We start from the raw sequence: 25,698 nt of genomic DNA, 5'->3' as shown, positions 1-25,698 counted from the left end.
GAGGAATGGGAATGGATTTAGTACAGTTTATAAAGAAAGATTTGATCTGGGTGCAGACGCCTTGCCAGGATCAAACCGAGCTTTTTGCAGAAGTATCGACGCGTGCAGCTTCTAAAGACATGATTACAGATCAGTTTTTAGAGAAGCTCACGGAACGGGAAGCAATTTTTCCAACAGGTTTGCAGTTAGAGAATTTCGGGGTGGCTTTACCGCACACGGACCCAGAATGTGTGACCGAACAATTTATCGCGGTGTTAACAAGCGAGGTGGGAATTCCGTTCAAGCAGATGGCGGACGCAAATCAAGAAACGACGGCGAATTTAATTTTTGTGTTGGGGCTAAATGAGCCACACAGCCAACTTGCCGTTTTGCAACAATTAATGGGCGCAATCCAAAATGAAGAACACGTAAAAGCACTGCTCGCGGCAAAATCGGCGGATGATATCATCGAAACGTTGTCGCAAGTCGTATTACATTTGAAGGGTGAGGAAAAATTATGAGTAAAAAAGTATTGGTAGCATGTGGAGCAGGAATCGCAACATCGACAGTCGTTATGAATCGTGTGGAGAATTTGTTGAAGGATAACGGAATTGATGCCAACGTAGAACAAATTAAGATTGCGGAAGCAGCATCGAAACAAGCGGGAGCAGATTTAATCGTATCGACAACTATTTTACCAACAACGTATAGCATCCCAGCGATTATTGCGACGGCTTATATTTCAGGAATTGGTATGGAAGAATTGGATGAAGAAATCCTAGCAAATTTGAAGTAAATAGAGAATGGGTACAGGGAGCTTGACGTCAATCGAATATAGCTCCCATTTAAAAAGGAGGAAAAGGGTATGGATAAGCTTTTAGATGGAGTACAATATGTCTTAAATCTTGGTCCGACGGTTATTTTGCCGATTGCAATTCTGATTATCGGTATGATTTTTGGGACTGGCTTTAAAAAGGCATTTCGCTCAGGTATTACGATAGGTATTGGTTTTGTAGGGATTAACCTCGTTATTAATTTACTCGTGACTAATCTTGGCCCCGCGGCGCAACAAATGGTGGAGCGTTTCGGACTTAACTTAACAATTATTGATGCGGGTTGGCCATCAGCGGCTGCAGCATCGTGGGCATCACCGGTAGCAGCCATTTTAATTCCGGTTTGTCTTATCGTGAATTTATTACTTATTTTCTTCAGAATCACAAAAACGTTAGATATTGATATTTGGAACTATTGGCATTTTATCGCGGCTGGTGCCACAGGTTATGTTGTCACTGGTGGAAACTGGTGGTTCGCTATTCTTTGCGCGATTTTATACGAAATTGCGGTTCTGATTATTGCAGATAAAACAGCGCCTATGGTAGCAAGTTTTTATGGCCTAAAAGGTATTTCGATGCCAACTGGTTCTACGGCAGCTTTTGGACTGGTCGGAATTCCGATTGGTTGGGTTGTTGGAAAAATACCAGGATTGCGTAAGCTTCATGCTGATCCAGAGTCGATTCAAAAACGTTTTGGTATTTTCGGTGAGCCGATGATGATGGGCTTAATCCTAGGTATTGGCATCGGTTTACTTGCTGGCTACGATGTCGGGGAAGTATTCCAAGTTGGTATTTCGATGGCAGCGGTTATGCTTCTAATGCCTCGTATGGTTAAAATTTTGATGGAAGGCTTAATTCCAATTTCAGAGGCGGCACGTGAGTTTATGAAATCGAAATTTAAAGGTCGTGAGCTCTATATTGGGCTTGATGCGGCGCTTTCTGTTGGTCATCCAGCGGTTATGTCGACGGCGTTAATGCTCGTACCAATCACACTTTTCTTAGCGGTTATTTTGCCAGGAAACCGGGTTTTACCGTTTGGGGATTTGGCGACAATTCCATTTTACATCGCATTTATTGTAGCATCTCGAAAAGGGAATATTGTGCAATCACTCATCACGGGGACGATCGTTATCGCATTCTCTCTACTGATGGCAACGAATTTCGCGGATACACACACGGCGATGATGAACGGCGCCGATTTTAAAATGCCAGACGGAGCAACAAAAGTATCGAGTCTTGATCTAGGTGGAAACTTCTTAAACTGGTTAATTTTGAAATTCTCAGAAGGCTATCAAGCTCTTTTCGGGAAATAAAAGCTTTTTTTGAAAGGAAGTTAGCAAATGCGAGCAGCGGTTTTATATGAAAATAATGAAATCAAGGCAGAGCAGGTGGAAGAAGCGATTTGTGGCAAGGATGAAGTGCGCGTGAAAGTCATGGCAGCTGGGATTTGTGGTTCGGATATTCATAAAATGCAGACGCGGTGGAAATATCCACTTCCAGCAGTTATGGGACACGAATTTGCAGGTGTTGTTGTGGAAAAAGGCGTGGATGTAACGAGTGTTGCTATCGGTGAACGTGTGGCAGGAATCCCGCTCGTTCCTTGTGGGACATGTGAGTACTGCCAACAAGGCGAGTTCTCCTTATGCGAAAATTATCGAATGGTAGGATCACATTTTCACGGCGCTTTTGCGGAGAATGTGGTGCTTAAGGCGACCAATGTGATCGGAATCGGTGATATGGATTTTGAAGAGGCGGCGATGTTGGAACCACTTGCTGTGGCGATGCATGGCGTGTTAGGAATTAAGCCAGAGCTCGGCGATACGGTTGTTGTTTTTGGAATTGGGACAATCGGAATTCTTGTCGTGCAGTGTCTGCAATTGGCGGGCGTGAAGGATATTATCGCGGTGGATATTAGCGACGGAAAGTTGGCCGAGGCGAGCAAATTTGGCTGTAGTTACACGATTAATCCGCTTCAGGAAGATTTGGCTGAAAAAGTGCGTGAATATACTGGCGGAAGTGGCGCGGATATTGCGCTTGAGTGTGCTGGTTCTAAGATCACACAGGAACAATGTTTACGTGTAACGAAGAAAAAGGGCAAGATTGGATATTTAGGCATTGCGTATGCTGACGTCTTGCTACCAGAAGAAGCTTTTGAAAATATTTTCCGCCGCGAATTAACGTTGAAAGGTTTTTGGAATTCTTATTCAGCGCCATTTCCAGGGGAAGAGTGGACGACATCTATTGCTTTCGTGAATCAAGGGCGAATCAAGTTGAAACCGCTTATTTCTCATCGGTATAAAGTGGATCAGACGGCAGACGCTTTTGCGATGATTTTAGGGCGAAAAGAGGACTATAACAAAGTGATGATTTTACCACAGGAGGAGTGAGGAAAAAAGTGAAAGCAGTTGTTAAAACAGAATCAGGATTTGACAAAATGGTATTGGAGAACGTTGCTGAGCCTGAGGTTTACGGCGATCGTGTGAAAATTAAAGTCGCCTATACAGGGATTTGCGGTTCCGATATTCATACGTTTAAAGGCGAATACGGAAATCCAACAACACCGGTGACGCTGGGGCATGAATTTTCTGGCGAGGTGGTTGCGATTGGGCCAAATGTGACGGAGCTTAAAATTGGCGACCGCGTAACAAGTGAGACGACTTTTGAAACGTGTGGGAAGTGTAAATTTTGCTTGGAAAAAGAGTATAATTTATGCGCGCACAGGCGTGGAATTGGAACGCAAGCGGACGGAAGTTTTGCGGAATATGTCTTGTCACGAGAGGAAAGCTGCCATAAGTTAGTGGATTCGATTTCGTATCAAGCCGCGGCGCTTACAGAACCACTTGCTTGTTGTGTCCATGCAGCGCTTGAAAAAACGACGATTGAGCCGACCGATGTCGTATTGATTTTCGGACCTGGACCGATCGGACTTTTATTGGCACAAGTCGTGAAAGCGCAAGGTGCCAAGGTGATTATGGCGGGGATTACGAAGGACAGCGATCGCTTGGAGTTGGCGGCTGAACTAGGAATGGACCGAATTGTGGATACGATGCAGGAAGATTTGAGGGAAATAGTCTTTGCGATGACGGATGGCTACGGCGCAGATAAAGTATTTGATTGCTCAGGCGCTGTTCCCGCAGTGAATCAAGGACTTCCATTAACCGCGAAAAAAGGAACATTCGGCCAAGTTGGGCTTTTTGCTGAAAAATGTAATCCAATTGATGAAGAATCGATTATTCAACGCGAAATCACATATATCGGCAGTCGTTCGCAGAAACCAAGTTCGTGGCATATTGCGCTTGATCTACTAGCGAATGGAAAAATTGATACGGAACGCATGATTACAAAAGTCTATGATCTAGAAGAATGGCGTGACGGTTTTGAGGCCGTGATGGCGGGAAATGAGATTAAAGTTTTAGTGAAATCTTAAGAATAGGAGGATGGCAAAAATGCTGAACCAATTAAAAAAAGGACAACGAATACACAAGACCAAGCTGGCGAGCCCGTTCAAGCATATTGCTATCCTTTAAAAAGCAACAGATCTGATGTCATATTGGCGTATCACATGAGATCTGTTGCCATTCATTATACGCGAATCAGGGGTTAAAAATCTAGGATGAGGGTGAATAAAATGAAATTAACTATTGGATGTGATCACGGAGGTAGACGATTAAAGGATGCCATTGTGACTCATTTGGAGGCGCGAGCCATTGATGTATCAGACATTGGAACGTATAGCGATGATAGTGTAGACTTTCCCTCTTATGCAGAGGAAGTGGCGCATCAAGTTGTTAGTGGTGAGGTCGATCTTGGCATTTTATGTTGTGGTACTGGAATCGGGATGTCAATTGCGGCCAATAAAGTTGCAGGAATTCGCGCAGCTGTAGTCTCTGATTGCTTTAGCGCACAGGCGACACGGGAACATAACAATAGCAATATCCTATGTCTCGGAGAACGTGTAGTTGGCGAAGGGTTGGCGCTCCTCATTGTAGATACCTGGCTAGATGCGACATTTGGAGGCGAACGTCATGAACGCCGATTGCAAATGATCACAGATATCGAACTAAAAAACGAATCGTGAGGTGAAGGTAATGTTTTTAGATACAGCGAATATAACGGAGATCGAAGCGATGCTGGCATTTGGCTGGATAACGGGTGTTACGACAAACCCAACCTTACTTGCCAAAGAAAAAGGACGATCGCGTGCGGATATTTCCCGGGAAATATTATCGATTTTGAGTGAAGAACAGCGTCTTTTTATTCAAGCGACAGGCGAGACGCAAACGGAGCTATACGAAGATGCCCAAATAATTCTTTCAAAGGATGCCCGAATTGCGATTAAAATTCCAGCAAATGAGATAGGATTCCGCGTGATGACGCAATTAAAACAAGAACGCCCAGATGTCGAAATTTTAGCGACAGCGATTTTTTCAGTAGAACAGAGTTATCTTGCGGCTCTTGCCGGATGCGATTGGGTAGCGCCTTACGTGAATCGAATGGCGAATCAAGGACTTCAACCAGCGCATGTGATAGCAGATACTGCCCAACTTTTTAAACAGCTTGGCGTACCGACGAAAATACTAGGAGCTAGTTTCAAAAATACAGCACAGATTACAGAAACACTTTTAGCGGGGGCGACGGATGTCACTATTCCAACAGATTTAGTGACAGTGATGATGCAAAATAAGTTAGCAGCAGATAGCATCCACGCCTTCAATCTCGATGCAAAAGGAGGTCGTCGTTAAATGGCAACACGTATTGCAGCGTCTATCATGTGCGCGGATCAGCTACATATTGCAGACGAATTAGCAAGACTAGATGCAGCAGGAATCGATCTCCTACATTGCGATGTCATGGATGGCGTTTATGTCAACAACCTAGCGCTAGGCCCAGAATGGCTGGCCTCAGTGAAAAACGCGACCAATATCCCACTTGATATTCATTTGGCAACGATAGAGCCACTTAAATATATAGAATTGTTCGCCAAGATAAAACCAGAGTACATCTCTTTTCACGTAGAAGTTTGCGAAGATGTCTCGGCTGTTATTCAAAAAATCCGTGCTCACCATATCAAACCAGCCATCGCACTTAATCCAGAAACACCTCTTGAAGCTATTTTGCCGTACTTAAATGAGGTTGAGATGGTCTTGATGATGACGGTGAATCCCGGTTTTGCGGGTCAGAGTTTTCAAGTTGATGTGTTAGAAAAATTGCGTGCGTTAAAAGGGCTACTCGCAGACAACGCGTATGCACCTTTAATCGAAGTGGATGGCAATATCAATGCAACGACGATCGGCAAAATGAGCGACTGTATTCCAGATGTGTTCGTACTCGGAACGTCTGCTCTTTTTCACAAAAATGACAATAAAACCTATTCCGAACGCTGCGTTCAAATCTGGTCGCAAGTAGAAAGATAAATATTTATGTGCGAAAAATCACAATTAGGAGTGAATGCATTGAAAAAAACATTAGACCAACAAACGGTAGATACAATCCGAACTTTATCGATCGATATGATAGAAAAAGCAAACTCAGGACATCCAGGAATGCCGATGGGAGCAGCGCCAATGGCTTACATGCTTTGGGCCAAAAACCTCAAATTCAATCCGACGAACCCAAATTGGTTCAACCGCGATCGCTTTGTTTTAGCCGCAGGTCATGGATCAGCTTTATTATATAGCCTCACGCACTTATTTGGCTATGACTTGGAAATAAGCGACTTAAAGCAGTTCCGTCAGTATGAGAGTAGGACTCCAGGGCATCCAGAACATGGCTTTACAGCAGGTGTGGACGCAACAAGTGGCCCGCTTGGACAAGGAATTGCGATGGCTGCTGGAATGGCATTGGCCGAATCTCACCTTGCCGCGCAGTATAATAAGTCTGATTATCCGATAGTTGACCATTTTACCTACGCGATTTGTGGTGATGGCGATCTGATGGAAGGCGTGGCCGCAGAAACTGCCTCACTCGCTGGACATCTTCAGTTAGAAAAGCTGATTGTGCTTTACGATTCCAATGATATCTCACTTGACGGCGATCTAAGCGCCTCGTTTAGCGAGAGCGTACAACAGCGTTTCGAAGCTTACGGATGGGAAGTTTTACGCGTAGAAGATGGGAACGATTTAACGGAAATTCAAGCGCAGATTACCCAAGCAAAAAGGAGCGCAAAACCAACCTTAATAGAAGTGAAAACGGTCATCGGTTACGGAGCGCCAACAAAATCAGGCAGTTCTGCGAGTCACGGCGCACCACTTGGCGCAGAAGAAGCTGCCGCAGCAAAACAAGCCTACAACTGGAATCACGAACCTTTTACAGTACCTAAAGAAGTACAAGAATATCTCAAAAACTATCCAAAAATAGGTGCCGACAAAGAAGCGCAGTGGAATAATCTGATTGCGAATTATACAAAAGCCTATCCAGATCTTGCCGCTGAATTTCAACGTGTTGTGAAAGGTGAATTATCAACAAAATGGCAATCCGAATTCCCGACTTTTGATGGCGCTGACAATAAAAAAATAGCAACCCGAACTGCATCTGGAAAAATGATTAATGCATTGGCAACCAAGCTTCCCGAATTATTCGGAGGTTCCGCAGATCTAGGCTGCTCCAATAAAACATTTATCGACGACAGTCCAGCTTACACAGCAAAAAAACCATCAGGACGCAACATCTGGTTCGGCGTCCGCGAATTTGCGATGGGCGCAATGTTGAATGGAATGGCGTTGCACGGCGGACTTAACGTTTTTGGCTCCACATTTTTCGTCTTTTCCGATTATATGCGTCCAGCAATCCGAATGGCGGCACTTATGAAACTGCCTGTGACCTACGTTTTCACACACGATAGCATCGCAGTCGGCGAAGATGGCCCAACACATGAGCCAATCGAACATTTGGCGTCACTAAGAGCAATGCCTGGTCTCTCGATTATCCGTCCAGCCGATGCCAAAGAAACTCGCACAGCATGGTCGCTTGCAGCAGAAAATAAAGAAGGTCCCATCGCGCTCGTCCTATCTCGCCAAGACTTGCCGGTGCTTTCAAATCCACAAGAAAACATCGATAAAGGCGTCAAAAATGGCGGGTACACAGTCTCACCATCGCGCCAAGCCATCCCAGAAGCCGTCCTGATTGCGACAGGTTCCGAAGTCGCGCTTGCCTTAGAAACCCAACAAGTTTTGCATGATCAATACAACATTGATGCTTCCGTCGTGAGCTTACCAAGTTGGGACCGCTTTGCTAAGACTGCCGAGACCTATCAAGAAAGCGTGTTGCCAAGCGCGGTGAAAGCACGAATCTCCATCGAAGCCGGCGCCACATTTGGATGGAAAGCATTCACAGGAACATCTGGACTCAACATTGGCATCGATCACTTCGGCGACTCAGCCCCAGCGGATAAACTTTTTGAAGCGTATGGTCTTAGCGCGCCGATCATCGCGGAAAAAACAGCTAACCTGCTCGCAAAAGAGGGTGTACAATCATGACACTTATTGCCCCGTCCCTTCTCGCGGCAGACTATCTAAAACTAGGCGAGGAAATCAAAAGAATGGAATCGGCGGGTGTCGATTATTTGCATATCGATGTGATGGATGGACATTTTGTACCCAACCTCACATTCGGTATCGACATGGTTGCTCAGATTGCAAAAAGCACCACCGTCCCGCTCGATGTCCATCTCATGCTCGCCGAACCAGAACGCTATATCGAGGCATTCGCTAACGCAGGAGCGGCGATCATTTCCGTGCATATTGAGGCTTGCCCACACATCCATGCGACCCTAAAAGCAATCAAGAAAACAGGCGCTAAAGCAGGTGTTGTCTTAAATCCGGGCACACCAGCCGAAGCCTTGAACGCCGTCTTATCAGAAGCCGACCTAATCCTTCAAATGACAGTAAATCCAGGCTTCGGCGGTCAGAGCTTCATCCCAGAAACGCTCGAAAACATTGAAAAACTAGCTACTTGGCGCACAGAGAATAATTATAACTACCTGATCGAAGTGGACGGAGGAATCAATCAAGAAACCGCCGAGCTGGCAAAAAAAGCGGGTACGGATGTCCTAGTTGCAGGCTCTTACCTGTTTCATTCACCAAATTTAGAAATAGCATTGTTAAATTTAATATGAGAATAATTAAAAAAGGGATCTAGTATAGAGCTCTTTTTTAATTGTATAAATTTGTATAAAATGATAAGATGGAGGTTAGTGAATATACACACATGTATTGCTAAATCATTAGATGCAAAAAAGGGAGGAAATTATGAAAAAAATTAGAAATGCTTGCAAAGCTGCCATTAAAAATATACAAAAGGAAGGTACAACAGATGTAGAATTATTTAATAGACCATTTGAATTAAATTTATTAGAAAAAGAAGAAATAGAAAAAGAAATAATTGATTTTACAACAGATGCTTTATCAACTGGAAGTTTTGACAAAATGGCGTTTAATAAAATTGGACACATATTGGTTCCAAAGAAGAGTATTTCTGATTTTAGGAAATGTGCATTCATTGATATCGTTGATGAAGTAAAGTATCTTACGATGGTACTACTATTAGCCAAGGATATTGAACAGATGCGCGTTAATAAATCAGATAAAAAAGTTTTTTCTTACAGATTATTACCCAAAAACGGCTTGCTTTTTGATACGAAATATCACTTTACTTCATTTAAAAAGTACATTTCAGATAGAAGTAAAATACGAACAGTCAAAGTACTTATTGAGTGTGATATCGCAAATTTTTATGATCGTTTAAACTTACATAGATTAGAATCAATTTTATTATCAAATAATAGGATTGAAGCATCTACAGTAAAGTTATTAAATGAATTATTAATTTTTTGGGCAAATAGAGATTCTTATGGACTACCAATTGGTTCTAATGCTTCTCGGATTCTGGCGGAAGCAGCACTTATTGAAGTTGATAATTATCTTATATCTCAGAATGTTGATTTTTGTAGATTTGTTGATGACTATAGAATCTTTGCTAAAGATTCTGCAACCGCTTACCATCACCTGTCTTTGCTAACAGATGCTCTTAATCGTGAAGGCCTTTTTTTGAATTCGCACAAAACTAAAGTTAAGGATATTAGCCAACTGAAATTGAATAATATTGAGATAACTGATAATGAAGTAGAATCAGGGGATTCTGAGGAAGTAAAAGAAACATTAGAGTCTTCGAAAATAATAAGAGGATACTCAGGTCTTATACCAACTAAATTTAGAGCACTAACTCAAAGAGAAGTATTGTTACTAAGTGAGGAAGATGAAACTGAACATTTGGAAAAATTGAAAAAAATGATTATTATTCAGCCAGAAGAACTAACTAGGTTTATCAAAATAATTGTAGCAAAGAAGAGGTATGATTTGTTTGCTGATATTACCCAAATGCTTGATAAGCTTCCGCAGTTTATACCATATTTTACAGATGTACTCATAAAGTATGAAAATGAATTAAATGATACGGAGGTACTGGGTGAGATAAAGAGGGGATTTGCTTTATGGTTTGAGAAAGAGAACGTGCCAGAATATATTTTAGTATACTTAGTCAGAGTTTTTAGCAGTGGTAATTTAGCAGATAAGGACATTTTATTAACTTATTTTCGGAAATTAAGAAGGAACTCAGGTGATTACATTGGCAGAGCTTTACTGGAGTCATTTGATGATTTACTAACTCGAGGAGAGGTAATAGAAATACGTCAATATTACAAAAGAGCAGATCAATGGGAAAAGAGACAAATTTTGAAACTTATCCAAATTAAACTGTCAAAAGGAGAGAAGAATCCATTTTTTAAGGATATTGGTATACATAATAATGATATTTTAGCTAAGTATACTATGTCGAGGAAAGAAGATATCCACAGGCTTATTAAAAAATAAAATTCCCCAATCCACGCATTATTTCCAATGAGACGGGGAATAATAAAGAAGCGAGGTGTTGTAAATATGAAAGCAGTAGGATTGTACAAATATCTACCAATCGAAGCCGAAGAAAGTTTTCTTGATCTCACACTTGATAAACCAAAAGCAAGCGGACACGATCTACTAGTCAAAATCCAAGCCATTTCGGTCAATCCAGTAGACACAAAACTGCGTGCACCGAAAGATACAGTGGAAGAAACACCGCGAATTCTCGGTTGGGACGCTGTCGGGATTGTCACAGAAATCGGTGACGCTGTTGAATTATTCCAAGTTGGTGACGCCGTATATTACGCTGGGGATGTGACGCGACAAGGAAGCTACGCCGAATTCCAGCTTATCGATGAACATTTAGTTGGCCCAAAACCAGCAAACTTATCTATCGAAGAAGCCGCTGCGATGCCACTCACGCTCATAACGGCATGGGAAGCGCTATTTGATCGCATCAGAATCATTCCTGACGCGGACGCGGGAAAGTCGCTCCTAATTATCAATGGTTCCGGCGGTGTTGGCTCCATCGCAACGCAAATCGCCGCATGGGCCGGTCTTGAAGTCATCGCGACGGCTTCTCGAGATGAGACGGTAGCTTGGTCAAAACAGCAGGGCGCGACGCATGTTATCAATCATCGGGAAGCCCTTTTGCCACAATTAAAAGCACTCGGTTTTGACGGTGTAGACTATATTTTATGTCTACATAACACGGATGCTTATTGGGATGCGATGCAAGAAATTATTTTACCGCAAGGTCATATTTGTTCGATCGTAGAACTTCAAAAACCAGTATCCATGAGCCTCATCAAAGACAAAAGCGTGACAGTGAGCTACGAATTCATGTTCACCCGTTCCAAATACAATACGCCTGATAAAGTACGCCAGCACGATATTTTAACAAAAGCCGCAGAGTTATTTGAAGCAGGATTTTTAAAATCAACATTGAACCAGGCCTTAACGCCAATAAACGCCACAACGATAAAAGAAGCCCACCGAATTTTAGAATCAGGGAAGTCGATCGGAAAACTAGTAGTGAAGGGGTTTGATGAGGATGTCAAAAAAGAAAATTGAGTTATTCATTGCGATGAGTTTAGACGGATATATAGCGGACACACAAGGAAGCGTCGGCTGGTTGGAAGAGATTGAAGGCACTGGTGACAACGGTTATACGACTTTTTTGAATGAAATTGATACCGTCGTAATGGGCCACACAACCTACAAGCAATTATTCACGCTCACCGATACATTTCCATATAGCAAGAAGCATGTTTATGTTTTTTCCAATGAAAAAGCGGGTACAAAAGATGAAAACGCAGCATTTGTAAATGGCTCCGTCGAAAATTGGCTTGAGACAACAGAAGGCAAGAGTATTTGGCTTGTCGGTGGTGCGCAACTTGTGAAGAAATTTTTGGAAGAAAAACAGATTGATCGCTTTATCATCACCGTTGCACCAATCATACTTGGAGACGGTATCCCACTTTTTGAAAAAGGCGCACGGGAACAACTATTATTAGAAGAAGTCGTTCAATATGGCCAATTCACGCAGATGACATATCGCAAAAAGGAGTAATCAATCATGAAAATAGCAACATTTGATGTCGACGTACAAAAAGGTTTCACACCACTTTGCCCAGATGAACTTCCAATTCCAGAAGGAGATCGCATCGTTCCAGAGCTAGAGTTTATGGCAACGATGGGAAGCGTTCGGATTGGTAGCAAAGACGCACATCCAGAACAGGCGGTATGGACAGTCGCAACCCCTGAAGAAATGCTAAAGCCGCTCGATTTTCCAGATGCCGACCTCACTTGGGTGAAGCACTGTATTTCGGGAACGCCGGGCTTTGAATTACTAGAAGGCCTGCCACATCCATCCGAATATGATCTTTTTGTTTGGAAAGGAATGGAGCCAGATTTGCATCCATATGGCGCCTGTTATCACGATATTCGCGAGAACTTGTCGACCGGCGTGATTGAATTTCTGAGAGCGCGAGACATAGACCTTGTTATTGTTGGAGGATTAGCCTTTGATTTTTGTGTAAAAACGACGGTGGAACAGCTTTCAAGAGCAGGTTTCGCGGTTGTTGTATATTTGCCTGCGACGCGTGCTTTGACAGAGCGCGGTTATCACGACACAGCAGCGCATCTGGGAACTCTAAAAAACGTCAGGATAGCCAAGGACCGAGCTGAATTAGCCACGTATCGCCAAATTTAAATGTAGGAAAGAGGCGAGACGAATGAAAAGAATTGGAATGTTTCCAAGCATGGTTATTTTTTCGACACTAGTTTTAACCTTAGCAACGTATCCCTTACTCCCAAGCGAGGTAGCGGTACATTTTGGAACGGATTTTTCACCCGATATGTTCGTCCAAAAATGGCTTGGCTTAATTTTAATTCCCTTCCTCATGGTGATGTTTACCGGCACAGAATACTACGGGAAAGAGAAAGTAAAACCAGATAATCGTTTGGAATTTGAGTACATGTTCTACGCATTACTAATCCTACTCGCGATCATTCAGGTGACGATTATCCTGTTCAGTCTAGGCTACGAAATCCCAACAGGCCGCTACAGCCTACTACTTGTTGGAGCGCTCCTAGTCCTGACCGCAATGTACCTTTCAAATTCCAAAAAAATATTCTTATGGCTCACACTCATCGGCTTTAAAAAGATAGACGCAAGATCACGAAATAGCTTAAGAAAAATAACTGTTATAACGTTGTCAGTAGTCGGATTTACATTCCTGCTTCTCGGCATATTCATGTTCAACGATCCCTCTATTATCATGCTTGCAGCGCTATTATCAATGACAATTATCATCGTCGGGTCCGGCGTCTACTTAAATAAAAAATAGTACAGTTCCAGTTTACAATGAATACAGTTTGTGGTTTAATAAAGCCAAAGAGATGTCTTGAAAAGGAGACAGATCTTTGGTCTTTTTTTAGGCCAAAATGAAAAGGGGGACATGATTTTGCGCAAAAAAATGTTAGGCATCCTAATGCTTTTAGGACTTGTATTACTTGCCGCTTGTCAGTCAAAAGATGCAGTAAAAGACACGGAGAAAAAAGAAAGCAGCACGATTAACATCATGGAAACCGGCGAAATACCGGGCGTGAATCCAACGACCGCGGACAATAGCGTCAGTTTTAAAGCAATTAATCAAGTATATGAAGGATTATATCGTTTAGATAAAGATGGCAAACCAGCACTCGCCATGGCTGCCGCAGAACCAGAAGAAAAAGATGGCGGTAAAACGCTGATTTTCAAAATTCGTGAAGACGCCGAGTGGTCGAATGGAACACCAGTGACCGCCGCTGATTTCGAATACGCATGGAAAAAAGTCGTCGATCCGAAATCAGCCGCCGCATATGGCCCACAGATGGAAGAAATCGTGAAGAACGCGACGCAAATCTTGAAAGGGGACATGGACCCAGATCAGCTTGGCGTCAAAGCATTGGACGACAAAACGCTACAAGTTGAGCTTGAAAACCCAGTACCTATTTTCAAAGACTTGCTGACGACCGGCACATTTTTCCCGCAAAACCAAGCGTATATTGAGAGTCAAGGCGACCGCTACGCTTTATCCAGCGAAAACCTCATTTCCAACGGCCCATTCAAACTAGAGAATTGGGACGGCACGAAAAAAACATGGGATTACGTTAAGAATAATAAATACTGGGACAAAAAGAACGTGAAAGCGAATAAAATCGACGTTCAGGTTGTAAAAGACACGAATCAGGCGTTAAATCTATACACGACAGGCAAACTAGATCGTATCGAACTTGACGGCGAATTCGTTTCCAAATACAAAGATGATCCAGATTTCAATAAAACATTCACAGGGCGCTCTGTCTACCTTAAAATGAACCAAGGCAAAGATGGCCAGAAAACCGACCTAGCAAACGTCAATATCCGCCGCGCACTGGCCATGGCAATCGATAAACAATCCATGGTAGACCGTTTACTTGCTAACGGTTCAGCAGTACTAAATGGAAATGTGCCTACTAAAATCATGTTTGATCCAAAAACAAAAGAAGATTTCCGCGAACAAAATGGCGATCTTTTAAGCTACAATCCAACAGAAGCTAAGAAATACTGGGAATCAGGGTTAAAAGAAATCGGCAAATCAGGCTTAACCATTGCCTTAACAGCCGGCGATTCATCCCTTCAAAAACAACAAACAGAGTTCATGCAAGACCAGCTTCAAAAAAATCTGCCAGGCTTAACCGTCAACATTAAAACAGTCACACAAAAAGCAAGTTTCGTAGCCGATATTAGCCAAGACTACGAAATGCTACTAGGGGGATGGGGCGGAGACTACTCAGATCCACTAACGTATCTCAACCTATTCCTAACAGACAGCCCAGGAAATCACACCGGTTTTTCTAATGCAGAGTATGACAAACTAGTACTAGGCGCAAAAGGATCCCTATCCAATGACCCAGAAAAACGTTGGGAAGCACTCTTAAAAGCCGAGCAAATTTTACTCAAAGATAACGCTACATTGGTACCACTATACCAAGGCGGACGCGCATATCTCCAAAAAGCAGCTTTACAAGATTACATCGCATATCCCATCGGTTCAGAGAATTACAAATGGATGTCAAAAACGAATAAGTAAATAAAAATACATTTCAAATGCAGAATTGTGCGTTTGAAATGTATTTTTTTGCGGTATATTAATAAAAAGTCACAATTTCGACACATTTAAAGAAAGCGGTGGTTCACATGAAGCAAACCATCACGTATAGCGCAGGAATTATTTTCACCCTAGTTCTACTCTTCCTTATTCCCCAAATAGCTAAGGCAGAAATTGTACCCTTAACGAAAGGCACAACACCAGAAATCGCAACGCAAAACGGCAAGTTATTGCAAACCGCAATTAACGAAGCATCTGCAACGAGCGCGAAACAGGTAACGTTACCAGCCGGTTTATTTTATATAAACGGTAAAATTATTTTGAAATCGCATATTGTCCTAACTGGCCCAACCACATCTCCCACAGCGACAACGCTAACAATGAACAATGCCCCGATGACCACAGATTCTACACAAACAAGTCAAGAATCTGCTACAGATATAACCCTTCAAAATTTTACACTGCAATATAATCCCGCCATATCTAAATTCAACTATCTATCGAATCCAACTAACTTTTATCAAGATAATCTCCTGAATATTGGGATGATTACAAAAACGGAGACCTCCGCAGGATACAAAGCCGCCACCAAGAAAGCGCTAAAAACAAATATCAAAATTTCCAATATGATATTCAATGCGAACAATGTTGGCACGAGTATTATCAACATCGCTAAAGCAAAAAATATCACCATTCAAAAGACACAGCTCTTAAATTCTGGTTTACAAAGTGGTATTTCGCTAACCTATTCAGATAATGTCACTCTCACAAATAATCGTCTGAAAAACCTTGGCAGAAGTGGCATTGTGATGTACTACGGAAACAGTGGCATCAACATTTCCAACAATCAAGTCATCGATTGGATGCAGCGTTACGGCAGTTACCACTACGACGCAGTCAAAAAAAGCGGTGAAACCTTGGACAGCATGCAAGATGCCGCAATCGATAGCTATGGCCCTGCAAATCAATACATTACCGTTAAAAATAATCAAATCAACCTATCCACAGGGGCAAATAAGGTAAACCCTAATAATCCACTGATCGCAAAAAAATGGCGTCTCAAAACGGTTCCCAATTATACAAGATATACCGCGCTCCGAGCAAGTGGTGCCCAATATGCTCTATATCAAGGCAACACAATCAATATCGATAGCCCAGACACATTCTCTTTTTTTACAGCCAATATGCGCAAAAGCAATACCTTAATCAGACCCAAAGCAATCGTCCTCACAGGCAACAGTTTCACATCCAGAAATATCTATTATCCCGTCCGAATTTTTGCAGGAATAAGTGATGTAGGGCTTCTAAACGGGATCACAATCCAAGCCAACAACTTCCGAATTGTCGGTAAAATCAACAATTACTACCGCTCGCTCATCAATGTTCGCGAAGTCCCGATAATAGAAAATAAACGTACAGCTTATTACCCAACCGCACTACTAAGCGTTTTTAACAACACTATTCGCAGTACCAATCTAGGAAGTATGGTCGACGGCTCTTCCACCAGTAAAAAAGATGCGCTACAACTTCTATTTCTAAATAACAATAAAAACAACGGTAAACTCTATCAAACGGCTAGAAATTACATCGGCACAACACTAAAATCCATTACTTACTCCAATAAAGCAATAAAAGGAACGGTCATCTGGAATGCCGATGAAACAAAAACGAAATACATCCGAATCACAAATCTAGCAGGCAAAGCACTGACACCCGAACATAAACTAGTCAAAAGTAATGCAACAAACTTCAATATTCCAATCAAACTCGTTCGAGGTAATCAAATTAAAATGCAAATATCAGAATCAAAAGGAAACTATACAAATAATTCCACAATCCTCTATCAAGTCAAATAACAGCACAAATTTTAAAGCCATAAATAAAAATAAATAAATTTAAAAAAACTACTTGTAATCGTTTTCAACCTGTGATATATTATAGACATCGCAAAGGATTGTTACCAATCTACGGGCATTACCTAAGCTGATTCGTGGGATACACATGTATTCTCCCATGAAACGGTTTGGGTTTTTCTTTGTGCAAAAATAAGGTAAGAAGGAAGGTTTATATTATGAAATATGAACAACTCGCTAAAGACATTCTCGAAAAAGTCGGCGGAACAGACAACATCAATAGTGTATTCCATTGTATCACGCGATTGCGTTTTAAACTGAAAGATGAGAGTATTGCGAAAACAGAAGAGTTAGAAAAAATGGATGGCGTCATCTCCGTACTTAGAAGTGGCGGCCAATATCAAGTTGTTATCGGAAACCACGTTCCAGATGTATACGCAGCGGTACTATCTGTTGGCGGTATTTCTGCAGAAGGCGCAGAAGGATCAGCCAATGACGGCGGCGGCAACCTTTTCAATAAATTTATCGACATGATTTCAGGCGTATTTACTCCAGTTCTAGGCGTTTTAGCCGCAACCGGTATGATTAAAGGTTTCGCATCGATGTTCCTAGCATTCGGCTGGGTGACAGCAACATCAGGAACCTATCAAATCTTGTACGCAATTGGGGACGCACTATTTTACTTCTTCCCAATTTTCCTAGGTTACACAGCCATCAAGAAATTCGGCGGTAACATATTCGTCGGGATGGCCATTGGTGGCGCGCTCGTCTATCCAGCAATATCAGGATTAACAGCCGGAAAACCCTTGTACACATTATTTGCAGGGACGCTTTTTGAATCACCAATTCACGTTACATTCCTTGGAATACCAGTCATTCTAATGAGTTACGCATCATCCGTTATTCCAATTATTTTAGCAACATTCTTCGCTTCAAAAGTTGAAAAAGGACTCAAAAATATCATTCCAGATGTAGTCAAAACTTTCTTAGTGCCATTCTTTACATTACTAATCGTTGTTCCACTAACATTCATCGTCATCGGTCCAATTGCAGTATGGGCAGGCGACTTACTAGGTCAAGGAACACTATGGGTTTACAACTTAAGTCCAGTTATCGCAGGTCTATTCCTAGGCGGATTCTGGCAAGTATTCGTAATCTTCGGACTTCATTGGGGGCTTATCCCGGTGGCACTCAACAACATTGCGACACTACATGCAGATCCAATTCTAGCAATGACATTCGGCGCATCTTTTGCACAAATCGGTGCCGTTCTAGCAGTTATCCTAAAAACAAAGAATCAAAAAATCAAAACACTTGGTTTCCCAGCATTCATCTCCGGAATTTTTGGCGTAACAGAGCCAGCCATATACGGGGTTACATTACCACTTAAAAAACCATTTATCATGAGTTGTATCGCCGGAGCAGTCGGTGGCGGAATCATCGGTTTTGCAGGCTCACAAGGGTACATCCTTGGCGGACTTGGTGTCTTCGGTATCCCGAACTTCATCGAACCAGGTAGCCCAATCGGAACCCAATTCTGGATGGTTATGCTAGCGATGGTTGTCAGCTTTGTACTAGGTCTCATTTTAACATTCATCTTTGGCTTCAAAGATCCAGTAGAAACAGCGGCATCCGTAACGCCAGTCGTAACACAAAGCGAAACACTAATCGAACAAGAAGTTTTAGTATCTCCACTTGCAGGTGAACTTATCCCACTTGTAAACGTTAAAGATGAAGCATTCTCATCCGGCGCACTCGGCAAAGGTTTGGGAATTGTGCCAACAGAAGGCAAACTCTATTCACCAGCAAATGGGACAGTAACAATGGTGTTCCCAACAGGTCACGCAGTAGGAATCACAACCGATTCAGGCGCTGAAATCCTGATGCACATCGGAATGGACACAGTTCAACTAGAAGGAAAATACTTCACCGTCCACGTAAAACAAGGCGATAAAATTACAGCGGGTCAATTACTGACAGAATTCGACATCGAAGGCATCAGAAGTGAAGGCTATGACATCACGACGCCGATTATCGTAACAAATACGAATCAATATTTAGACGTTATGGTTGTCGATGAAGAAGAAGTAAAACCGGGTGACCGCGTTATCACACTCGTTATCTAAATCAAAAGGGGTCTGGGACATAACCCAGATAAATCGGCGACAAGCGTTCGCATTCAGGGGATTTGGCAGACTTCCGGTTCTCACATACACCAGTATGCTCCGCTTCCGGCTTCTACCAAATCCCCTGAATACAAACGCTTTCGCTCGATTTGAATAAAGCAAAATTTTTCGTCCTACCCGAAAAAATGGGAGGGCGCTTTTGCTTTATATTGAGTTTTGTCGCTGCTTTTTTACGTCCAAATAAACGCAATAAAATTATTCAAAAAGTGCGCGAAAATAGTGAGTTCGAGTCGTCTGGTTTTGTACAGAATCCCGCCAAGCGCAATGCCTGGAATCAAATAAAGCAGAAAACTAACGAAATCTGTCGGAACATGTGCCGCGCAAAAAAGCAAGCTACTAACAATCCAGCCGAGCCATAGTCGATTTCGGAAAAGTTGTTGCATCAGAAATCCGCGGAAAATAATTTCCTCCACAAAGGGCGCGATAATAACAATTGACATAAAACTAAGCAACCAAGAAGCGTGCGAATAAACATCCTCCAACAGAATCTCGTTTTGCGTATTCGTATAGGAAGAGAAATTCTGACCAAGGTAATCTACCACGGAACTAATGCCAATCGCGGCAAGCATCACAACAGCTGCGAACAGAAATCCTTTCCAACTAATCCGAGCGCGACTGAAAAATCGAATGCGTTGCCATCTTGCAAGGACCAGCGTAATGAGCATCGCGGCTAAACTAAGAAGTTCACTGTGCCACGTGACGACCATATCCAAAGCGTCATTCCCGGCAAATACATCCCAAACGATACTCGCAATCTGGAATATAAGCGATAGTAATAAATAAACACCGAAAACCCAAATAATTGTCCAAATTCGCGGTTGATTTTGTTCTAACATTTTGTTCCCTCCAAGTGTTTGATATGTTCTTTATCATAGCATTAAATGGGGGTAGGTTCCAAGGGGAAGATGGTTTGGGCATATGGTGCGATGAAAGGAGTTGGGTTGGGAGGTTGGTTTTATGTTTGGAGTGGCGTCCTCGAAGGCTCACGAAGGATTACCTGCTCATTTCATTCGCATGCATATTGGGAGCCTAATTCATTTCAAAGGCTCCCAACAAATCCGACTTGGGGCGTACGAATTTTCAGCCCAGAGCCTATCGTTTTAAAAAATAAATCCAGCTATAATAAACGTATCAACCAAACAAAAGGGCGTGAACGACGTGAAAAAAGGGATTTTCGGTCTAATGTCAGCATTAATGATTATGTTGCTAGTTGGAACACAGACACAGCCAATTATCGTACCTGCGAAAACGGTAAAACTACATACCACCATTCCAGCCGAGCCATCAACAGCTCAAATTCTAGACGTTAAAAACTAATCGTGGCACTTAAGCGATTTCACATAGATTTTAATCATGCTAACGTTAAAAGTTGATATAATAAAATTTGGAGGTTATTAAAATGAACAATTTTTTCAAATACTTATTCACCGTTATTCTAGCTATTATTGGGCTTAATATCCTATTCAAAGTCATTGGTATCACGATGCACTTCCTATTCCCACTTCTAGGTTTAGCACTTGTTGTGTATCTGCTATATCGCATTTGGGGTAACCCACGTAACTGTCACCGTCGTAACGCAAGTAAGAACGATCGCTACGAATGGTAAAACCGCTTTAAACTATATACTCATTTAAAACTCCCTAGGTTTTAAATTTTGCCTGAGCCATGTGTTCGGGCTTTTTTTATGGAATTCGACAAATAAAACACAAAAAATAAGTGGCTTCATTTGTGCATTGCTTGAAAAAAACTTACACTAGTATAGAGGGGGCGGTTATCGTGAAAAAGAAAGGTTGGAATAATGTAGGGAAGTTAGCTGTAGCTGCACTAGTAGCCAAATTGATTTTGACTAGTAAAAAACGTCGTGTGAAATAAAAGGTGCCCGCAAAATGTAAATATAATTTTAAAAGGAAGGAATGAGGGAAACAATGACGAATCAAAAACCATATGGATCGGTTCTGCTGAAAGCCGTTGATATTCTAGATTTTTTATTCGAACATCCAAACAGTTCTTTGAAAGAAATTTCGGATGGGCTGAAAATGACGAATTCAACCGTACTGAAAATCTTAGATACGCTTTTATTGGTGTCCTATGTCAGCCGTGATGATAGAAAAAATTATCGGATTGGTTCTAAATTTATGAAGTATTCGAATCAAGATAGTAAACAGACGGAATTAGTGGCAACAACACTTCCTTATCTGGAAAAATTACAAAATCAAATTGATGAAACGATACATCTGGGTGTTTTAAATATGAACGAGATTTTGTATATTAACAAATTAGATCCTAAAAATCAGGTGATCCGAATGTCATCTAAGATTGGGATTACAAGACCTCTTTATTGTTCAGCGATGGGCAAGGCGGTATTGGCTAAGTTTAGTACAGAAGCGTATCAGAAATACTTGAGGACGACGGATTTGATGAAATATACAATACATACACTCACGGATACAGCTGAAATAGAGAAGGAAATTGAAAAGGTACGTGAAACAAACATCGCCTATGATAACGAAGAGGTAGAGAACGACATCATCTGTGTAGGTGTAGCATTGATAAAAGAGCAAGAAATTATTGGGGCATTTAGTATTAGTGTTCCCAAATATCGCATCACAGATTCCTATAAAAAAGAAATTACAACAGCAATTATACGTGCAAAACAAGAAATTGAAGCTATTTTATAGATTTTTAAGAAGCTCCCCAAAAAAATAAAATGGGGTGTTTTTTTTTGTATATAATGTGGTCAGCAGTTAATTTAGTAGCCATATGAATAATAATCTGGCCAAGTTCTTCAACAGAGGGGCTTGCTTTTTCATTTGAATCTGTATATAATAAACACATATTTTACATATAAGAAATAAATATTTCTATATAGGAAATCGGAGGGGTTAACATGCAAAAGCTACATTTTTTAGAATCATTGCAGTTGGCAGGGGTTATCGCAGTTATCAGACACGATACGAAAGTGGGTGCAATAAAAGCGAGTGACGCGGTCATTGCAGGAGGGATGAAAGGAATCGAGTTAACATTTACCGTTCCAGATGCGGATCAAGCTATCCGAGAACTGAGGAATAAATATCAGGATAATCCAGAAATAATCATCGGTGCCGGGACTGTTTTGGAAGCGTTCACAGCACGGCTTGCGATTTTGGCTGGCGCGCAGTTCATTGTTAGCCCGACATTCGATTTGGACACGGCCGAAGTTTGTAATTTATATCAAATTCCATATTTACCAGGATGTATGACTATTAGTGAGGCTAGAATTGCTTTAAAGGCTGGAGTGGATATTATTAAACTATTCCCAGGAAACCTTTACGGGCCAGCTATTATCAAAGCCTTCAAAGCACCAATTCCGCATTTAAATATGATGCCAACAGGTGGGGTTGATGTAGAAAATATGGCGGATTGGTTTGCAGCAGGTGCGGTCGCGGTCGGTGTAGGCGGCAATCTATTAGCCTCAGCCAAAACAAATAATTTTGCCGAAGTTACGGAAATGGCGTCGATTTATATGGCAAAGTATCAGCAAATTAAAGGAGAATAGTTATGGGAAAAGTTCTAACGTTGGGCGAGGGGATGCTTCGTTTTTCAACAGCGACAGGTACACGTTTATCCAATACAGAAACTGTTTCGCTTCATTATGGAGGTGGCGAGGCGAATGTGGCGATATCACTGGCTAACTATGGACATGATGCTTCTTTTGCAAGTAAAGTCCCCAACAATAGTTTAGGTGACGGATTTAAAAACCATTTGCAACATTTCAAGGTGAAAACAGATGCCCTTTTGCGTGGGGGAGAGCGATTAGGAACGTATTACGTAGAGGTAGGAGTTGGGGAAAGGGGCGCAAAAGTCCTGTACGATCGCGCGTATTCCTCATTTGCTAGGATAAACGAAAATGAGTGGGACAGTGCCCAGCTTTTTAAAGACATCGAGCTTTTTCATATTTCTGGAATTACGCCAGCTTTGTCTTCTGATTGGCGGAACTTAACTCGCGAGTTGTTGCAACAAGCCAAAAAGGCAGGCTGTAAAATCAGTTTTGATGTTAACTATCGCGCGAAGCTCTGGACGCAAGAAGAGGCGAGTGAGATGTTGACAGAGATTTTACCATTAGTTGATTATTGTTCTTTGGGTAAATTGGATGCGCTTTATTTGTTGGGAATTCCCGCATATCAAGGAGGTGAGGAGGAACTTGCTCACTATTATGCCGAAATACAAAAACGATATCCGAATATTCAAGTCCTATACGCGACAAAACGGGAAGTTCTATCTGCAAATTTTAATAAACTAACGGGCGCTTACTGGCAAAATGGGCAATATTATGAGTCAAAAAAATATGAAATAAGGTCGATTGTAGATCGAATTGGTGGAGGTGATGCATTCTCGGGAGGCGTTTTACATGGCATTATAGAGCAGAAAACGCCACAAGAGATTATTGATTTTGCAACAGCGGCGGCAGTTTTGAAGCATACAATTTATGGTGATTGTAATCAGTTTAGTGAACACGAGGTACATGAATTTATGACAGCAGAGTCTGGAAAAATAATGAGATAGGAGTTGGATTTTATGCAAAAAATGGAGAATCGTTATACGCACAGCCCGGAGGATATTAGGCACTATTCGACAGAGCAGTTACGGAAAGAATTTTTAATGGAGCAGGTGTTTGAGCCGGGGAATATTCATTTGATTTATACACATAATGATCGCATGATTTTTGGCGGAGTGACGCCAGCTGAGATGCCGCTCGAGATTAAGCTGGATAAAGAGCTTGGCGTGGATTATTTTCTCGAGCGTCGCGAATTAGGTGTTATTAACATTGGTGGACCTGGATTTATTGAAATCGATGGTGAAAAAGAAAGCATGAAGAATCAGGACGGTTACTATATTGGGAAGGAGACTAGGCACGTCGTTTTTTCAAGTGTGGATCAAGCGAACCCAGCTAAATTTTATATCAGTTGTGTACCTGCCCATCATAAATATCCAAACGTGAAGATTGAGATTGACAGCATTAAGCCGATGGAAACAGGAGATTCGCTGACATTGAACAAAAGGAAGATTTATCAGTATGTGCATCCGAACGTATGTGAAAGTTGCCAATTGCAGATGGGGTATACGGTGCTAGCGCCTGGAAGTGCTTGGAATACGATGCCTTGTCATACGCATGAACGACGTATGGAAGCGTATGTATATTTTGATATGGAAGAGGATACTCGTGCTTTTCACATGATGGGAACACCAGACGAGACCAAGCATCTAGTTGTTAGCAATGAGCAAGCAATTATTTCACCAAGTTGGTCGATTCATTCTGGTGTAGGAACGAGTAACTACACGTTTATTTGGTCTATGTGTGGCGAGAATATTACATACACGGATATGGATATGGTCTCCATGGATCAATTGAAATGAGCGAGATAGGAGGAGTCGAGTGATGAATTTTGAGATGGAACAATTTCGCTTAGATGGAAAAGTTGCGTTGGTGACTGGGGCGATTTATGGCATTGGTTTTGCGATTGCAAGTGGGCTCGCTGCGGCGGGAGCAAAGATTGTTTTTAATAGTCTGAATCAGGATAGTGTAGAGGCAGGCTTAGAGGGTTACAAAAAAGCTGGAATTGATGCGGTAGGCTACGTTTGCGATGTGACGGATGAAGAGGCTGTACAGCGCATGGTGAAGCAAATCGAGAAAGAGGTTGGCGTCATTGATATTCTGGTAAACAATGCTGGAATTATCAAGCGTGTGCCAATGACAGAAATGTCGGTAGAAGCGTTCCGCGAAGTGATTGATATCGATCTAAACGCACCGTTCATTATGGCTAAGGCAGTCATTCCAGCGATGATTCAAAAAGGCGGCGGAAAAATTATTAACATTTGTTCGATGATGAGCGAATTAGGTCGTGAAACGGTGAGTGCCTATGCCGCTGCAAAAGGTGGACTGAAAATGCTAACTAAAAATATTGCCTCAGAGTACGGGGAGCACAATATCCAATGTAACGGTCTTGGCCCTGGCTATATCGCGACTCCGCAAACCGCACCGCTAAGAGAAACACAAGCAGATGGTTCGAGGCACCCATTTGACCAGTTCATCATTGCCAAAACACCAGCAGCGAGGTGGGGGGAAGCCATCGATCTCGCAGGACCGTCCGTTTTCCTAGCATCTGACGCGTCTAATTTTATAAATGGACACATACTTTACGTAGACGGCGGTATTTTAGCTTATATCGGCAAGCAACCGAATTAAATAAAAAATGCTGAGCGACGATTCATGCACATAGCGAGAATCATTCGAGATTGCCCCTCGAAAATCGCTGTGTACATGAACGTATCGTCTATTC

General features: G+C 42.0%; 26 protein-coding genes. 25 read left to right on the top strand and 1 reads right to left on the bottom strand.

Translation table 11 applies throughout. The features are described from left to right. Positions 1-11: 11 nt before the first annotated feature. From HPK16_RS07585 to HPK16_RS07500, 18 genes are all read left to right on the top strand, one after another. Positions 12-500, top strand: coding sequence for a PTS sugar transporter subunit IIA (locus HPK16_RS07585; RefSeq protein ID WP_181676395.1), 489 nt, complete (start codon positions 12-14; stop codon positions 498-500). Continuing rightward, positions 497-775, top strand: coding sequence for a PTS sugar transporter subunit IIB (locus tag HPK16_RS07580; RefSeq protein WP_220132282.1), 279 nt, complete (start codon positions 497-499; stop codon positions 773-775). The genes HPK16_RS07585 and HPK16_RS07580 overlap by 4 nt, the downstream gene beginning before the upstream one ends. Positions 776-844: 69 nt before the next feature. Next, positions 845-2,125: a PTS galactitol transporter subunit IIC gene (locus HPK16_RS07575; protein WP_036060425.1), complete on the top strand. Its 1,281-nt coding sequence runs from the start codon at positions 845-847 to the stop codon at positions 2,123-2,125. Between the two features lie 27 nt (positions 2,126-2,152). Continuing rightward, positions 2,153-3,199 (top strand): galactitol-1-phosphate 5-dehydrogenase, encoded by a 1,047-nt coding sequence (locus HPK16_RS07570; RefSeq protein WP_181676394.1) that lies wholly within the window; start codon positions 2,153-2,155, stop codon positions 3,197-3,199. An 8-nt stretch (positions 3,200-3,207) separates the two neighbouring features. Further along, positions 3,208-4,239, top strand: coding sequence for an alcohol dehydrogenase catalytic domain-containing protein (locus HPK16_RS07565; RefSeq protein ID WP_181676393.1), 1,032 nt, complete (start codon positions 3,208-3,210; stop codon positions 4,237-4,239). Positions 4,240-4,440: 201 nt separating this feature from the next. Further along, positions 4,441-4,890, top strand: a complete 450-nt coding sequence (gene rpiB, locus HPK16_RS07560; RefSeq protein WP_181676392.1) for a ribose 5-phosphate isomerase B — start codon at positions 4,441-4,443, stop codon at positions 4,888-4,890. Positions 4,891-4,900: 10 nt separating this feature from the next. Beyond that, positions 4,901-5,554: a transaldolase family protein gene (locus HPK16_RS07555; protein WP_181676391.1), complete on the top strand. Its 654-nt coding sequence runs from the start codon at positions 4,901-4,903 to the stop codon at positions 5,552-5,554. Further along, complete coding sequence (locus HPK16_RS07550) at positions 5,555-6,226, top strand: ribulose-phosphate 3-epimerase (protein ID WP_181676390.1); 672 nt, start codon at positions 5,555-5,557, stop codon at positions 6,224-6,226. Between the two features lie 39 nt (positions 6,227-6,265). Next, on the top strand, positions 6,266-8,287 hold the full coding sequence (gene tkt, locus HPK16_RS07545) for a transketolase (protein WP_181676389.1): 2,022 nt from the start codon (positions 6,266-6,268) through the stop codon (positions 8,285-8,287). Continuing rightward, positions 8,284-8,925: a ribulose-phosphate 3-epimerase gene (rpe, locus tag HPK16_RS07540; protein ID WP_181676388.1), complete on the top strand. Its 642-nt coding sequence runs from the start codon at positions 8,284-8,286 to the stop codon at positions 8,923-8,925. The genes tkt and rpe overlap by 4 nt, the downstream gene beginning before the upstream one ends. 133 nt (positions 8,926-9,058) lie before the next feature. Further along, the gene (locus tag HPK16_RS07535) at positions 9,059-10,678 is read left to right on the top strand and encodes an RNA-directed DNA polymerase (protein WP_181676387.1); all 1,620 of its coding nucleotides are present in this window, start codon (positions 9,059-9,061) and stop codon (positions 10,676-10,678) included. Between the two features lie 66 nt (positions 10,679-10,744). Next, on the top strand, positions 10,745-11,779 hold the full coding sequence (locus tag HPK16_RS07530; protein WP_181676386.1) for a zinc-binding alcohol dehydrogenase family protein: 1,035 nt from the start codon (positions 10,745-10,747) through the stop codon (positions 11,777-11,779). Next, the gene (locus HPK16_RS07525) at positions 11,760-12,278 is read left to right on the top strand and encodes a dihydrofolate reductase family protein (RefSeq protein ID WP_181676385.1); all 519 of its coding nucleotides are present in this window, start codon (positions 11,760-11,762) and stop codon (positions 12,276-12,278) included. Before HPK16_RS07530 ends, HPK16_RS07525 begins: the two co-directional genes overlap by 20 nt. A 6-nt stretch (positions 12,279-12,284) precedes the next feature. Continuing rightward, the gene (locus tag HPK16_RS07520; RefSeq protein WP_181676384.1) at positions 12,285-12,920 is read left to right on the top strand and encodes an isochorismatase family protein; all 636 of its coding nucleotides are present in this window, start codon (positions 12,285-12,287) and stop codon (positions 12,918-12,920) included. A 22-nt stretch (positions 12,921-12,942) separates the two neighbouring features. After that, complete coding sequence (locus HPK16_RS07515) at positions 12,943-13,557, top strand: DUF1648 domain-containing protein (RefSeq protein WP_181676383.1); 615 nt, start codon at positions 12,943-12,945, stop codon at positions 13,555-13,557. Positions 13,558-13,668: 111 nt separating this feature from the next. Then, entirely contained in the window at positions 13,669-15,324 is a 1,656-nt protein-coding gene (locus tag HPK16_RS07510) for a peptide ABC transporter substrate-binding protein (RefSeq protein ID WP_181676382.1), read from the top strand. 107 nt (positions 15,325-15,431) lie between these two features. Then, entirely contained in the window at positions 15,432-17,198 is a 1,767-nt protein-coding gene (locus tag HPK16_RS07505) for a right-handed parallel beta-helix repeat-containing protein (protein ID WP_181676381.1), read from the top strand. A gap of 215 nt (positions 17,199-17,413) precedes the next feature. After that, positions 17,414-19,321 (top strand): beta-glucoside-specific PTS transporter subunit IIABC, encoded by a 1,908-nt coding sequence (locus HPK16_RS07500; protein ID WP_181676380.1) that lies wholly within the window; start codon positions 17,414-17,416, stop codon positions 19,319-19,321. A gap of 230 nt (positions 19,322-19,551) precedes the next feature. Here the strand turns inward: HPK16_RS07500 and HPK16_RS07495 are convergent, their stop codons facing one another. Beyond that, complete coding sequence (locus tag HPK16_RS07495) at positions 19,552-20,217, bottom strand: CPBP family intramembrane glutamic endopeptidase (RefSeq protein WP_181676379.1); 666 nt, start codon at positions 20,215-20,217, stop codon at positions 19,552-19,554. Positions 20,218-20,563: 346 nt separating this feature from the next. Between HPK16_RS07495 and HPK16_RS16975 the strand changes: the two genes are divergently transcribed. The 7 genes from HPK16_RS16975 to HPK16_RS07465 all read left to right on the top strand — a co-directional run bounded on the left by HPK16_RS16975 (position 20,564) and on the right by HPK16_RS07465 (position 25,604). Next, positions 20,564-20,698 (top strand): hypothetical protein, encoded by a 135-nt coding sequence (locus HPK16_RS16975; RefSeq protein WP_281368027.1) that lies wholly within the window; start codon positions 20,564-20,566, stop codon positions 20,696-20,698. An 82-nt stretch (positions 20,699-20,780) separates the two neighbouring features. Beyond that, positions 20,781-20,987 carry a hypothetical protein gene (locus HPK16_RS07490; protein ID WP_181676378.1) on the top strand — a complete coding sequence of 69 codons (207 nt, stop codon included), beginning with the start codon at positions 20,781-20,783 and terminating at the stop codon, positions 20,985-20,987. A gap of 319 nt (positions 20,988-21,306) precedes the next feature. Continuing rightward, positions 21,307-22,059 (top strand): IclR family transcriptional regulator, encoded by a 753-nt coding sequence (locus tag HPK16_RS07485; RefSeq protein WP_181676377.1) that lies wholly within the window; start codon positions 21,307-21,309, stop codon positions 22,057-22,059. Positions 22,060-22,268: 209 nt separating this feature from the next. Continuing rightward, positions 22,269-22,916, top strand: a complete 648-nt coding sequence (locus HPK16_RS07480; protein WP_181676376.1) for a bifunctional 2-keto-4-hydroxyglutarate aldolase/2-keto-3-deoxy-6-phosphogluconate aldolase — start codon at positions 22,269-22,271, stop codon at positions 22,914-22,916. Positions 22,917-22,918: 2 nt separating this feature from the next. Further along, complete coding sequence (locus HPK16_RS07475) at positions 22,919-23,923, top strand: sugar kinase (protein WP_181676375.1); 1,005 nt, start codon at positions 22,919-22,921, stop codon at positions 23,921-23,923. Between the two features lie 21 nt (positions 23,924-23,944). After that, on the top strand, positions 23,945-24,775 hold the full coding sequence (kduI, locus tag HPK16_RS07470) for a 5-dehydro-4-deoxy-D-glucuronate isomerase (protein ID WP_220132285.1): 831 nt from the start codon (positions 23,945-23,947) through the stop codon (positions 24,773-24,775). 22 nt (positions 24,776-24,797) lie between these two features. Continuing rightward, positions 24,798-25,604 carry a gluconate 5-dehydrogenase gene (locus HPK16_RS07465; protein WP_181676373.1) on the top strand — a complete coding sequence of 269 codons (807 nt, stop codon included), beginning with the start codon at positions 24,798-24,800 and terminating at the stop codon, positions 25,602-25,604. The last annotated feature ends 94 nt before the right edge of the window (positions 25,605-25,698 follow it).

The organism is Paenilisteria rustica (assembly GCF_013820765.1).
GTDB lineage: Bacteria > Bacillota > Bacilli > Lactobacillales > Listeriaceae > Listeria_A > Listeria_A rustica.
The sequence above is the reverse complement of the archived record's forward strand: the minus strand, read 5'-3'. Positions and strand labels throughout refer to the sequence as shown.